General features: G+C 61.1%; 11 protein-coding genes. 8 read left to right on the top strand and 3 right to left on the bottom strand.

What is annotated here, in order from left to right:
* Window positions 1-42: 42 nt before the first annotated feature.
* Both NK667_RS07750 and NK667_RS07745 read right to left on the bottom strand, forming a co-directional pair.
* Window positions 43-1,269 carry a M20/M25/M40 family metallo-hydrolase gene (locus NK667_RS07750; RefSeq protein ID WP_054614263.1) on the bottom strand — a complete coding sequence of 409 codons (1,227 nt, stop codon included), beginning with the start codon at window positions 1,267-1,269 and terminating at the stop codon, window positions 43-45.
* Window positions 1,270-1,545: 276 nt separating this feature from the next.
* Complete coding sequence (locus NK667_RS07745) at window positions 1,546-2,619, bottom strand: diguanylate cyclase (RefSeq protein WP_054614262.1); 1,074 nt, start codon at window positions 2,617-2,619, stop codon at window positions 1,546-1,548.
* Window positions 2,620-2,979: 360 nt separating this feature from the next.
* Here NK667_RS07745 and NK667_RS07740 point away from each other — a divergent pair, with 360 nt between their 5' ends.
* From NK667_RS07740 to hglS, 6 genes are all read left to right on the top strand, one after another.
* Entirely contained in the window at window positions 2,980-4,434 is a 1,455-nt protein-coding gene (locus tag NK667_RS07740; RefSeq protein ID WP_054614261.1) for a flavin-containing monooxygenase, read from the top strand.
* A gap of 23 nt (window positions 4,435-4,457) precedes the next feature.
* Window positions 4,458-5,387, top strand: a complete 930-nt coding sequence (locus tag NK667_RS07735) for an alpha/beta fold hydrolase (RefSeq protein WP_054614260.1) — start codon at window positions 4,458-4,460, stop codon at window positions 5,385-5,387.
* A gap of 203 nt (window positions 5,388-5,590) precedes the next feature.
* Window positions 5,591-7,090: a glycolate oxidase subunit GlcD gene (gene glcD / locus NK667_RS07730; RefSeq protein WP_054614259.1), complete on the top strand. Its 1,500-nt coding sequence runs from the start codon at window positions 5,591-5,593 to the stop codon at window positions 7,088-7,090.
* Window positions 7,090-8,139 carry a glycolate oxidase subunit GlcE gene (glcE, locus tag NK667_RS07725; protein ID WP_054614258.1) on the top strand — a complete coding sequence of 350 codons (1,050 nt, stop codon included), beginning with the start codon at window positions 7,090-7,092 and terminating at the stop codon, window positions 8,137-8,139. Before glcD ends, glcE begins: the two co-directional genes overlap by 1 nt.
* 1 nt (window position 8,140) lies before the next feature.
* A complete protein-coding gene (glcF, locus tag NK667_RS07720) occupies window positions 8,141-9,361 on the top strand; it encodes a glycolate oxidase subunit GlcF (RefSeq protein ID WP_054614257.1) in 1,221 nt (406 codons plus the stop codon).
* An 89-nt stretch (window positions 9,362-9,450) separates the two neighbouring features.
* The gene (gene hglS / locus NK667_RS07715) at window positions 9,451-10,842 is read left to right on the top strand and encodes a 2-oxoadipate dioxygenase/decarboxylase HglS (RefSeq protein ID WP_054614256.1); all 1,392 of its coding nucleotides are present in this window, start codon (window positions 9,451-9,453) and stop codon (window positions 10,840-10,842) included.
* A gap of 148 nt (window positions 10,843-10,990) precedes the next feature.
* On the opposite strand, the gene NK667_RS07710 is transcribed toward hglS, so the two are convergent.
* A complete protein-coding gene (locus tag NK667_RS07710) occupies window positions 10,991-11,668 on the bottom strand; it encodes a type 1 glutamine amidotransferase domain-containing protein (RefSeq protein WP_054051038.1) in 678 nt (225 codons plus the stop codon).
* A 252-nt stretch (window positions 11,669-11,920) separates the two neighbouring features.
* Here NK667_RS07710 and NK667_RS07705 point away from each other — a divergent pair, with 252 nt between their 5' ends.
* The gene (locus NK667_RS07705; protein WP_054614255.1) at window positions 11,921-13,051 is read left to right on the top strand and encodes an alkene reductase; all 1,131 of its coding nucleotides are present in this window, start codon (window positions 11,921-11,923) and stop codon (window positions 13,049-13,051) included.
* 98 nt (window positions 13,052-13,149) lie between these two features.
* Window positions 13,150-13,455: an ArsR/SmtB family transcription factor gene (locus NK667_RS07700; RefSeq protein ID WP_054051034.1), complete on the top strand. Its 306-nt coding sequence runs from the start codon at window positions 13,150-13,152 to the stop codon at window positions 13,453-13,455.
* Window positions 13,456-13,472 lie beyond the last annotated feature (17 nt).

Raw genomic sequence — 13,472 nt, 5'->3', positions numbered from 1 at the left:
AAAAAAATACTTGCGCAAATCACAAAAAACCTACGTCTCTAACTAATTCTTAGTGGCCAACTCCATAATCATCCGCGACAGCAGATAAATCCGCGGCGACACGCTCTCGACCTCGGCGTATTCCTCCGGCGTATGAATATTGCCGCCGACAATCCCGAAGCCATCCAGCGTCGGCGTGCCCACACCCGCAGAGAGGCTCGCGTCTGCTGCGCCGCCGCTGCCCTCTTCGGTCAACTTGCGGCCAATTTCGCCATAAATCCCCTGAGCCATGGCCATTAAGCGGTCGGATTCCGGAGTTTGTGGCATCGGTGGCAAGCCGCGCTGCAGGGTGGTGGTGACTTCGGTGTCCGGGATCAGTTTGTCCTTGGATACCCGCGCCAGGTCTTTCTCGATCCGGTCGAATTCTTCCGGCACCGCCGCGCGCACGTCGGCCTTGGCGGTGGCCTGGTCCGGGATCACGTTGGTGCGGTCGCCGGCCTTGAGCACGGTGAAGTTGATGGTGGTCTTTTTCGCTTCGTCACCGAGTTTGCCCAGTTGCAGGATCTGGTGCGCGGCTTCCATTGCCGCGTTACGGCCCAGTTCCGGCGCGACACCAGCGTGGGCTGCTTTGCCCTTCACCTCGACCACGGCGGTGGCGCTGCCTTTGCGCCACACCACCAGGCCATCCGCCGGACGACCCGGTTCTAGGTTGAGCGTCACGTCGTGGGCCTTGGCGGTTTTCTTGATCAGGTCGGTGGCGACGTCCGAGCCGCTTTCCTCACTGGCGTCCAGCAGGAAGGTGATTTGGGCGTAGTCCTTGAAGTCGAGGTTTTTCAGGACTTTCAGCGCGTAGATCCCGGCGACGATGCCGCCCTTGTCATCCATCACGCCCGGCCCATAGGCGCGACCGTCCTTGATGTGGAATGGACGCTCAGTGGCCGAGCCTTCCTTGAATACGGTGTCCATGTGCGCCATCAGCAGGATTTTTGCCTTGCCGGTGCCCTTGAGCGTGGCGATCACGTGGCTGCTTTTGTCCGGGGTGTTGGGCACCAATTCGATGCTGAAGCCGAGTTTTTTCAACTCGTCGACGGCGATGTCGCGGACTTGGGTCAGGCCCGGTTCATAGCCGGAACCGGAGTCGATGTTGACCAGTTTTTCCAGCAGCTTCAGGGCTTCTGCCTTGTACTGTTCGGAATCGGCGAGGACTTGTTTGTGGGGTTCGGCGAAGGCTGATGGGACGAAAGCGCCGAGGGCGAGGGTCAGGGCGAGGCTGGTGAGCTTGAACGTCATGAATCGATCCTTGTTTCTTGTCGGGGGGTACCTGAACCCTACCTGAGTGTGGCGCGAGGCTCTATACCGGATGCGACACCGACCGTTCGTTTTACAAGCCAAAATCCCCCCGTAGCAGCTGTCGAGCAACGCGAGGCTGCGTTCGGCGGCGAAGCCGTCGCAAACCCTGCGCACGCGGTCCACCTGATGCAACGCGTTGCCTGATTTCACGACGGCTTCGCCGCCGAACGCAGCCTCGCGTTGCTCGACAGCTGCTACGGGGAGGGGTTTAGACGCTTAGACCGAGTCCAGCAACTCATGCCGTGGCTTGCCGTCGCTGCAGCAAATGACACGATTTCTGCCGGTAGTCTTGGCTTCGTAGAGCGCTTGATCCGCATCGTTCAACCACAACGTCGCATCAGTGTGCGCCGGGTCAAACGCCGCCAAACCAATGCTCAAGCTGACTTTCAGCGCCGGGTTTTGCTCGTAGCCGAGGGTGGCGAAGCGATCGCGCAAGGCGTCCATCGCGGCGGCGGCGCTGTTGAGGGGCAGGTCCGGGAGGATTACGCAGAACTCATCGCCGCCGTAGCGCCCGGCGACATCCGCCGCGCGCAGGTTTTGCTTGAGCATTTTGCTCAGCTGACGCAGGACGATGTCCCCGGCGACGTGGCCATAGGTGTCGTTGATACTTTTGAAGTGGTCGATGTCGATCAGTGCAATCGCCCCTCCCCGGTTTTGCCTCTGACAGCGCTGGAATTCGACTTCCAGTTGATCCTTCCAGGCGCCGTGGTTCAGCAGGCCGGTAAGGCTGTCGGTGCGGCTCAGGGCCAGCAGTTCACGTTTTTGCCGGCCGAGGGTAATGGCCTGGCGAAAGCAGATCCACCCCAGCGCCAGCGGATACAGGCACAACAAGGGCAAGCAAGCGTAGAGCTGCAACGGACTGGTGTGCGGAATAAACGCGGGGCTGAAAACCAGCAGGCCGACGCCCACCCCAAGGATTTGCGCCACGGTGCCGGCCAGCAGAAAACGCAAGCCGCCGATGGCCACGTTGTTCATCGCCATCATGGAAATGGTGGTGGCGCTGGGCAATGGATTGAACTGCATGGCCACGACCCAGAAGCCGCCGAGAAAGGCGTCCACCAACAGGTTTCGGTGTTCGGCGTGATAAGGAAGTGTCGCGCGGCGGGCCCATTGGTAGGCCAGATGCGGCCAGACTAGGGCATTGAATAGCATCAGCCCCCAGACCCAGGGTGCCGGATTGAGCGGGTACATCGCCGCACTCACGCACATCAATCCCAGGGCCAGCCCCAGGGTTCGCGACGTGTATAGCCTCCTGGCCAGTGAAAGTCCCTTTCCTCCCGTTTTTGCCATAGAGGCCTCTACCGCTGACCGAAATCTGATCACACCGGGGGTTGCGGGTGTGAACGGAGTCTATCAGGGCAACGGCGAATAGCCATCACCGGCTGGCGGTGAATACCGGGACGTCTGTAGGAACGAGGCTCGCCCGCGAAGAACGATAACGCGGTATACCTGAAACACCGCGTCATCCGCATTCACCTGTAGGAGCAAAGCTTGCTCGCGAAGAACGATGACGCGTTCAACCTGATGCACCGCGTCATCGTTCTTCGCGGGCAAGCCATGCTCCTACAAAAGCAAAAGCGGAAGCGGCGCCCGTGCACTTTGGCTATACATGATGAGAGGGTTCGATAAACACCGATAAAAAGGAGGCCCATGCAAACCTTTCAAGTGTTGATCATCGGCAGCGGTTTTGGCGGTCAGTGTGCGGCGATCAATTTGCTCAAGGCAGGCATCAGTGATTTTCGCCTGCTGGAGCGGCGGGACTTTTTCGGTGGCACCTGGTGCCAGAACACCTACCCCGGTGCAGCCGTCGATGTGCCCTCGCCGCTGTATTCGCTGTCCTTCGCGCCCTACCAGTGGACGCAGATGTTCGCCGAACAGGCCGAACTGCATCGCTACACCCAATATGTAGTGGAGCACTTTGGCTTGCGCGACAAGGTGCAGCTGGAAACCAATGTCGAAGGCATCGAATGGGATGACGCCAACAAACGCTGGGCGGTGCACACCGACAGCAAGGGCACGTTCTATGCGCAGTTCCTGATCAACGCCACAGGCCCGCTCAGCCAACCGGTTGTCCCACGCTTCGACGGCCAGGATCGCTTCCAGGGCAAAACCTTTCATACCAACAACTGGGATCATTCCTACGACTACACCGGTAAACGCGTCGCCGTTATCGGCAGCGGCGCGAGTGCGGCGCAGGTGATCCCGGCGATTGCGCCGGACGTCGAGCACCTGCATGTATTTCAACGCAGCGCCCACTGGGTGCTGCCCCGCGCCGACCGCACCTTCGGCCGTTTCCAGCGCTGGTTACTCGGGCTCAAACCGGCCTACAAGCTGCTGCGCTGGACGATCTACTGGCTGTTCGAAACCCGGGTCATCGCGTTCAAATATTCGAAACCGGCGATTCACCTGGTCCAGCAACAAGCCCTGCGCTTCCTCAAACGCCAGGTGCCCGACCCCGAATTGCGGCGCAAATTGACACCGGACTTCACCATCGGCTGCAAACGCGTGGTGGTTTCCAGCACGCTTTACCCGGCGCTGGGCCGGCCGAATGTCACGCTGCACAGCCGCGAACAAGGCATCGCTTCCCTCGACGATACCGGCATCAACACCCTCGACGGCCAGCATATCGACGTCGATCTGATCGTCTGGTCCACCGGTTACGACGCCACCGACGGGGTAATTTCCTACCCGGTCACCGGCAAACACGACAAGCGCCTGAAAGACGTCTGGGCCGAATATCCACGGGCCTATCTGGGCACCAGCCTGCCGGACTTTCCCAACCTGTTTATCGTCACCGGCCCCAACACCGGCATCGGCCACACCTCGGCGCTGTTCATCATCGAATCCCAGATGAATTACATCCTCGGTTGCATTCGCACACTAAAAGAACAGGGCTTGCGCAGCATTGAAGTACGCCCCGAAGCAGAACGTACCTACACTGAAATGATCCACCGGGAAATGGAGCGCACGGTGTGGAAGTCCGGGGGATGCCACAGTTGGTATCAAAGCAAGAGCGGTCATGTGATCGCCATGTTTCCGGGGTTCAGTTTCAGCTATCACCGCTTGACCCGAACGCTTAAACCCGCCGACCACATACTGTCCTGATCATGTAATAAGGAAGACGCCTGATGCTTTTGTTGGTAGTAGCAATCGCGGTTTTCGCCGCCTGGAGCTGGCTCAGTTACCCGGCCGTCGGTCATTGGATATATGACTTGAGCATGGCCCTGGAAGCCAAGCTGTATCGGCTGCACAAGATCGTCGTGCCGATCAGCGAAATGACCGTTTCGACTTGGCAAGGTGGCCCGTACGAAGCTTCCAGCAGCATATTGATGCTGCACGGTTTTACCGCCGACAAGAACCTCTGGCTGCGCTTTGCCCGGCACTTTGTCGGCGACCACCGGGTGATCATCCCCGACCTCGCCGGCCATGGTGAAACCGGCTTCAAGGCCGGAGGCGGCTACGACATCGGCCTGCAAGCCAAGCGGATGATCCAGTTGCTGGACGTGTGCGGTGTCGAGAAAGTGCACGTGATCGGCAGCTCCATGGGCGGCTACGTTGCCGCATGGCTGGCCGCCACGTATCCAGAGCGCGTGGCCTCGGTGGCGCTGCTCGACCCGGCGGGCGTCACCTCCCCGGAAATCAGCGACATGGACCGCCAGTTGGCCAAGGGGCACAACCCGTTCTTGATCCACTCAAGGGAAGAGTTCGAGTACTTCTACGCCATGTCCATGGCCAACCCGCCGTGGGTGCCGGGCGTGGTGATGGCCGCCATCGCCCAGCGTTACGAACAGAGCCGCGATGCGTTTGCGGAAATCTTCAGGGAATTCCGCGCCAGCCCGCCGATGGAGCCGAAACTCCCCGACATCAAATGCCCGGCACTGCTGTTGTGGGGGCGCAAGGATCGGATGATCGATGTCAGCAGCGTCGCGGTGTGGAGCAAAGGCATCGATAACTTGCGGGTGGACATCTGGGAAGGGATTGGCCATCTGCCGATGGTCGAGGAACCGGCAGGGACGGCACGTTTGTATCGGGAGTTTCTGAGGAAACCGCGCACGTGAACCTGTAGCAGCTGCCGAAGGCTGCGTTCGGCTGCGCAGCAGTCGTGAAATCAGCCTGTGCGGTGTTTCAGGATGACTGTGTGATCAGGTTTCACGACTGCTTCGCAGCCGAACGCAGCCTCGCAAGCTCGACAGCTGCTACAAGCCGAACGCAGCCTTCGGCAGCTGCTACAAGGGTGATAGTGAGATAAGGGACAGGATTGATGAACATTCTGTACGACGAACGCATCGACGGTGCTTTGCCCAATGTGGACAAAGCCGCCCTGCTCAACCGCCTGCACCAGCAAATCCCCGACCTGGACTTGCTCTGGCGCGAAGAAGAACTCAAGCCCTACGAATGCGACGGCCTCTCGGCCTACCGCACCACGCCGATGCTGGTGGCCCTGCCCCGGCGGCTGGAACAGGTGCAAAAACTGCTGGAGATCTGCCACGCGCAACAAGTGCCGGTGGTGGCGCGCGGGGCCGGGACCGGATTGTCCGGCGGGGCCTTGCCGCTGGAAAAGGGCGTGTTGCTGGTGATGGCGCGTTTCAACAACATCCTGCACATCGACCCCGCCGCCCGCACCGCGCGGGTCCAGCCCGGCGTGCGTAACCTGGCGATCTCGCAAGCGGCGGCGCCATTCGGCCTGTATTACGCGCCGGACCCGTCCTCGCAAATCGCCTGCTCCATCGGCGGCAACGTCGCGGAAAATGCCGGCGGCGTGCATTGCCTCAAATACGGCCTGACCGTGCACAACCTGCTGAAACTGGAAGTTCTCACGGTCGAAGGTGAACGCCTGACTCTGGGCTCCGAAGCCTTGGATTCACCGGGTTTCGACCTGCTCGCACTGTTCACTGGTTCCGAAGGTTTGCTCGGAATCATCACCGAAGTCACGGTCAAGTTGCTGCCCAAACCGCAAGTCGCCAAGGTCTTGCTGGCCAGTTTCGATTCGGTGGAAAAGGCCGGCCGCGCCGTGGCCGATATCATCGCCGCCGGGATCATCCCCGGTGGTTTGGAAATGATGGACAACCTCGCCATCCGCGCCGCCGAAGACTTCATCCACGCCGGCTACCCGGTGGACGCCGAGGCAATCCTGCTGTGCGAACTGGACGGCGTCGAAGCCGATGTCCACGACGACTGCCAACGCGTGCGCGAAGTGATGCAACAGGCCGGCGCCAGCGAAGTGCGCCAGGCCCAGGACGAGGCCGAACGCGTGCGCTTTTGGGCCGGGCGCAAAAATGCCTTCCCGGCCATCGGGCGCCTGTCGCCGGATTACTACTGCATGGACGGCACCATCCCGCGCCGCGAATTGCCCGGCGTGCTGCAAGGCATCGCCCGCCTCGGCGCCGAACATGGCTTGCGAGTGGCCAACGTGTTCCATGCCGGTGACGGCAACATGCATCCGCTGATTCTGTTCGACGCCAATCAACCCGGTGAACTGGCCCGGGCCGAAGCCTTGGGCGGGCAGATCCTGGAACTGTGCGTGAAGGTCGGCGGCAGCATCACCGGCGAGCACGGTGTCGGCCGGGAGAAAATCAATCAGATGTGCGCGCAGTTCAACAGCGACGAGTTGACCCTTTTTCATGCGGTCAAAGCCGCGTTCGATCCACAAGGCCTGCTCAACCCCGGCAAAAACATCCCGACCCTGCACCGCTGCGCGGAATTCGGCGCGATGCACATCCACGCTGGGCAATTGCCGTTTCCAGAACTGGAGCGCTTCTGATGCTGGAATTCGATGCCAGCGCCGCGTTGCTGGAGCAGGTCAACCAGGCCCGGGAGAACGCCACGCCGCTGCGGATCCAGGGCAGCAACAGCAAGGCGTTTCTCGGTCGCGACGTGGCCGGGGAAGTGCTCGACACCCGCGCCCATCGCGGCATCGTCAGCTATGACCCGACGGAACTGGTGGTCAGCGTCCGTGCCGGCACGCCACTGAGCGAACTCTTGGCCGCGCTCGACGCCAAGGGGCAAATGTTGCCCTGCGAACCGCCGTCCTTCGGCGAAGGCGCCACCGTCGGCGGGATGATCGCGGCGGGATTGTCCGGGCCACGACGCCCATGGTCGGGCTCAGTGCGGGATTTTGTCCTGGGCACGCGAGTGATCACTGGCCTGGGCAAACACCTGCGGTTCGGCGGCGAAGTGATGAAAAACGTCGCCGGGTATGACCTGTCGCGCCTGCTGGTGGGCAGTTATGGTTGCCTCGGCGTGCTGACGGAAGTCTCGCTGAAAGTGCTGCCAAAACCCCGGCAATGTCTGAGCATCAGCCTGGAAATCGACAGCGCTCGGGCGTTAAGCAAACTCGCCGAATGGGGCCAGCAGCCGCTGCCGATCAGCGCTGCGAGTCACGACGGTCAGCGTTTGTATCTGCGGCTGGAGGGTGGCGAAGGCTCGGTGACGGCGGCCCATCAACGGCTGGGCGGCGAGCCACTGGATTCCGGATATTGGACTTCGTTGAACGAGCAGCGACTGGTTTTTTTCGATGAAGGTTTGCCGTTGTGGCGACTGTCGCTGCCGAACAATCTCGGGCCTTTGGCGTTACCCGGCGAGCAGTTGATCGACTGGGCCGGCGCGCAACGCTGGCTGAAATCCGAGGCCACAAACATCCAGTCGATAGCCCATGAATTGGGCGGCCATGCCACCTGTTTCAGCCACGGCGCCAGCGAGACACCGTTCCAGCCACTGGCCCCGGCGCTGCTGCGCTATCACCAGCAACTCAAGGCGCAACTCGACCCGCAAGGGCTGTTCAACCCCGGCCGGATGTACGCGGAGTTCTAGCATGCAAACCACCCTCAGTGAACAATCACGCAAACTGCCTCGGGCCGAGGAAGCGGAAAAGATCCTGCGCACCTGCGTGCACTGCGGATTCTGCAACGCCACCTGCCCGACCTATCAGTTGCTGGGGGATGAGCTGGACGGCCCGCGCGGGCGCATCTATCTGATCAAACAGGTGCTGGAAGGCGCGCCGGCCACAGCGAAAACCCAACTGCATCTGGACCGTTGCCTGTCGTGCCGCAACTGCGAAACCACCTGCCCGTCCGGGGTCGATTATCACAACCTGTTCGACATTGGTCGCGCGGTGGTCGATCAAGCGGTGCCGCGCCCGGCGGGGCAACGCTTGTTGCGCGAGGGGTTGCGCGCCTTGGCGCCGAACCCGAATCTGTTCAAGTCGCTGCTGCGGATCGGTGCGACGTTCCGTCCGCTGTTGCCGCGCAGTGTCGTAGCGAAGTTGCCCCATGATTTGCCTGATCCCGGCGAGCGCCCTGCCCCTCGACATGCACGTCGGGTGTTGATGCTCGAAGGCTGCGTGCAACCCGGTTTGTCGCCCAACACCAATGCCGCCACGGCGCGGGTGCTGGATCGATTGGGGATCAGCGTGATCGCGGCGCCGCAGGCCGGTTGTTGCGGTGCGCTGGATTATCACCTCGACGCCCAGGCCAAAGGGCTGGAGCGCGCCCGGCAGAATATCGACGCCTGGTGGCCGCACCTGGAAAACGGCGCCGAAGCCATCGTCCAGACGGCCAGCGGTTGCGGCGCGTTCATCAAGGATTACGCGCATTTGCTGGAGGGCGATCCGCTGTACGCGGCCAAAGCTCAGCGGGTCAGCGCACTGGCGCTGGATCTGGTGCAAGTGCTGGCTGATGAGCCACTGGAACGGGTGTGCGCCGCGACGGATCGCAAGATTGCCTTCCACTGCCCCTGCACGTTGCAGCACGCGCAGAAACTCGGCGGTGCGGTGGAGGCTGTGCTCACCCGATTGGGTTTCAACCTGACGGCGGTTCCCGACAGTCATTTATGTTGCGGTTCGGCCGGCACGTATTCCCTGACCCAACCGGAACTGGCGCGGCAACTGCGGGACAACAAGCTCAACGCCCTGGAAAGCGGCCAACCCGAGTTGATCGTCACCGCGAACATTGGCTGCCAGAGTCACCTCGCCAGCGCCGGGCGAACTCAGGTGCGGCACTGGATCGAACTGGTGGACCAGTCGCTGGGAGAATGAAGTTCGTAGGAATCTTCGTTTGTCGCCGCCGCTGAAGGCTGCGATCTTTTCCCCCCATCCTCTCTGTCACCGCGCCAGGAATTTTTTTCATGAGCCACCCGAGCTTCGTCAGCCCCGACCTGATCCGCCAACGCTTCTCCAAAGCGATGTCCGACATGTACCGCGAAGAAGTGCCGCTGTATGGCGCGCTGATGGAACTGGTGGAGCAAACCAACCGCCACGTGCTGGCCAGCGATCCGCAGATCGCCCGGCAGCTCGAAAGCACCGGCGAAATCCAGCGCCTGGACCTGGAACGCCACGGTGCGATTCGCGTGGGCACCGCCGCAGAACTGGCGACCCTTGCCCGGCTGTTCGCGGTGATGGGCATGCAACCGGTGGGTTATTACGACCTGACCCCGGCCGGCGTGCCAGTGCATTCCACGGCGTTTCGCGCGGTGCACGAAGCGGCGTTGCAGGTCAGCCCGTTCCGGGTGTTCACCTCTTTGCTGCGCCTGGAGCTGATCGAAGACCTGGAGTTGCGCGCCTTCGCTCAATCGGTGCTGGATAAACGTTCGATCTTCACCCCCGAGGCGTTGGCGCTGATCGAACACGCCGAAGCCCAGGGTGGGCTGACGGAAAAACAAGCCTGGGAATTCGTCGAGCAGGCGCTGGAAACCTTCCGCTGGCACCACAGCGCCACCGTCACCGCCGCGCAATACCAGCAACTCAGCGCACAGCATCGACTGATCGCCGACGTCGTGGCGTTCAAAGGCCCGCACATCAATCACCTGACCCCGCGCACCCTGGACATCGATATCGTCCAGGCGCAAATGCCGGCCCACGGCATCACCCCCAAAGCCGTGATCGAAGGCCCACCGCGCCGTCAGTGCCCGATCCTGCTGCGCCAGACCAGTTTCAAAGCGCTGGACGAGCCGATTGCTTTCACCGATCAAGACCAGACACGCGGCAGCCACAGCGCCCGCTTCGGCGAAATCGAACAACGCGGTGCGGCGCTTACGCCTAAAGGTCGAGCGCTTTACGATCGCCTGCTGAATGCCGCTCGGGATGAACTCAAGGATTTCCCGAACGAAGCCAACGCTGCGCGTTACAACGAGTTGATGGCGCAACACTTTGGCGAATTCCCTGACACGCTTGAAGGCATGCGCCGACAGGAACTGGCGTACTTTCGCTACTTCGTCACGGAAAAAGGCTTGGCGGCTGATGGGTTGGACGGCATGACGCTCGACGATTTGCTCAGCAGCGGCTATGTGCGGGTTGAGCCCTTGGTGTATGAAGACTTCTTGCCGGTCAGCGCGGCAGGGATTTTCCAGTCAAACCTGGGGGATGCGGCGCAAACCCATTACGGCGTGCATTCAAACCAGCAGGCGTTCGAGCAAGCGCTGGGGCGCAGGACGATTGATGAGTTGCGGTTGTATGCCGAGACGCAGCAGCGCTCGATTGATGAGTGCGGCAAGGCATTGGGATTATTGAATCTGGCCTGATCTTGTGGACACTGATTATTGTGGCGAGGGGGCTTGCCCCCGTTAGGTCGCGAAGCGGCCCCAGCGTCCTTCCAGACAAACCTAATTGCCTGAATTGCGACTGCTTCGCAGCCGAACGGGGGCAAGCCCCCTCGCCACAGAAAAGCGATTACGACAACTTCGCCAACAACGCCTCAGCTGTAGCTTCGGATGACGCCGGATTCTGCCCACTCAACAACAACCCATCTGTCGTCACATAGCTCGCCCAATCCTCGCCCTTCGAATAAATCCCGCCGTTGGCCTTCAACACGTCCTCGACCAAAAACGGCACCACATCTGTCAACTGCACCGCCTCTTCTTCGCTGTTGCTGAATCCGGTCACACGTTTTCCTTTGACCAACGGCTGACCTTGCGCATCTTTCACATGACGCAACACACCCGGTGCATGACAGACCGTTGCGACCGGTTTGCCGGCCTTGTACAGCGCCTCGATCAACGCGATGGAATGCTTGTCTTCCGCCAGGTCCCAGAGCGGGCCATGGCCGCCGGGGTAGAACACAGCGTCAAAATCCTCAGCCTTCACGCTGCTCAACACTACCGTGGACGACAATGCCGATTGCGCCGCCGAGTCTTTGCGGAAGCGGTCGGTAGCGGCGGTTTGCGCGTCCGGCTCGTCGCTTTTCGGGTCCAGCGGTGGCTGGCCACCCTTGGGGGACGCGAGGGTCAGCTGAGCGCCGGCATCCTTGAACGTGTAATACGGTGCGGCGAATTCTTCGAGCCAGAAGCCGGTTTTCTTACCGGTGTTTCCCAATTGATCGTGGGACGTTAGAACCATCAGGATTTTCATGTCGTTCTCACTTGATTCCAGGAATAGTCGGACGCTCGACGGCGCTTGGGTACAGAGTGATTGACCACCCGGTTGCTCGGATCGTTTCACTCATCTATGGGCGGTGAGGCCGGATGATACGGAGGCAGTTTAAATTTATATATTGAAATATCGCAATATCGTGATACTTCTATAAAGGCGTTCACAGCGCACCCGGTTCAGCCACGGCTGACGGCGCACGAACGCACTCATTCCGTTTTACAGGACTTACCGATGACCGGTTCCACGCTATTCACGCCTATCCGCCTAGGCCCGTTCACCCTGCAAAATCGCCTGGTGCTGCCGCCGTTGACCCGCTCACGCAGCACTCAGCCCGGCAACATCCCCAATGCCCTGATGGCCGAGTATTACCGTCAACGCAGCAGTGCCGGTTTGCTGATCACCGAAGGGATTCAGATCGAGCCGCGCGGCCAAGGCTATGCCTGGACGCCGGGGATTCACACCCAGGAACAGATCGACGGCTGGAAGCACGTGACGACTGCCGTGCACCTTGAAGGCAAGCCGATTTTTGCCCAGCTGTGGCATGTCGGTCGGGTCTCCCACACCTCGCTGCAGCCGGGTGGCGCAGCACCGGTCGCGCCTTCTGCGATCCCGGCGACGGCGGTGAGTGTGTTTATCGAAACCGGCCCGGGCACCGGCGCCCTGGCCGAGCCGTCCATGCCTCAGGCGCTGAGCACCGGGCAGGTCAAGGAACTCGTGCAGCTTTACGCTCAAGCGGCACGCAACGCCGTGGAGGCCGGGTTCGATGGCGTCGAATTGCATTGCGCCAACGGTTATCTGGTCAACCAGTTCATCTCCGCCCACAGCAACCAGCGCACTGACGAATATGGCGGCTCGTTGAACAATCGCCTGCGCTTTCTGCGCGAGATCACGGAAGCCGTGGCCGCAGTGGTCGGCAAGGATCGGGTCGGTGTGCGATTTGCTCCGTTGTTCGCCAGCACCGATGAAGCGCGGGTATACCTCGGATTGGTGGAGGAGAATCCGCACGAAACTTACCTGGAAGCCGTCAGATTGATGGAACAGATCGGCATTGCCTACGTGTCCCTGGCAGAAGCCGACTGGGACAACGCCCCGGAACTGCCGATCACCTTCCGCCAGGCTGTGCGTGAGGCCTTCAGCGGATTGCTGATGTATGCCGGCAAGTACTCCAGCGAACGCGCCGACAAGGTACTGAACGCCGATTGGGGCGACTTGATCGGGTTCGGCCGCTGGTTTATCGCCAACCCGGACTTGCCGGCACGTCTGCTGAATCAGTGGCCGCTCAATGAGCTCGATGCGTCCAGCCTGTACGGTGGAACCGACGTCGGTTACAGCGATTACCCGCGCTACCAGCCGAGTCTGTAAACTGCGCGGCAGATCGGTCCCTTGACCTAAGGCGCCGATCTGCCGGCCTCAGGGTTTCGGCTTATTTCGACGCAGCACACAGGCCCCCAGGCTCAACCATGACTCTTGATCTGAACGACATCATCAAAGCCCTTTCCAACCCCACGCGCCTGCAAATCATGCTGTGGTTGAAGGAGCCGCGCGTGCACTTCCCGACCCAGGAACGCGACCCGGAGGAAATCGGCGTGTGTGTCAGCATCATTCAGGAAAAGGTCGGCCTGTCGCAGTCCACCGTATCGCTGTACCTCACCGCCCTGCAACGGGCCAACCTGGTGACCTCGCAACGGATCGGACCCTGGACGTATTACCGACGCAACGAAACCGCGATCGCAGAATTTGTCGAGCAGATCGGTGCCAGGCTCTAATGATGGCGCATGGCCTT

This window comes from Pseudomonas nunensis, from assembly GCF_024296925.1.
Lineage (GTDB): Bacteria > Pseudomonadota > Gammaproteobacteria > Pseudomonadales > Pseudomonadaceae > Aquipseudomonas > Aquipseudomonas nunensis.
The sequence above is the reverse complement of the archived record's forward strand: the minus strand, read 5'-3'. Positions and strand labels throughout refer to the sequence as shown.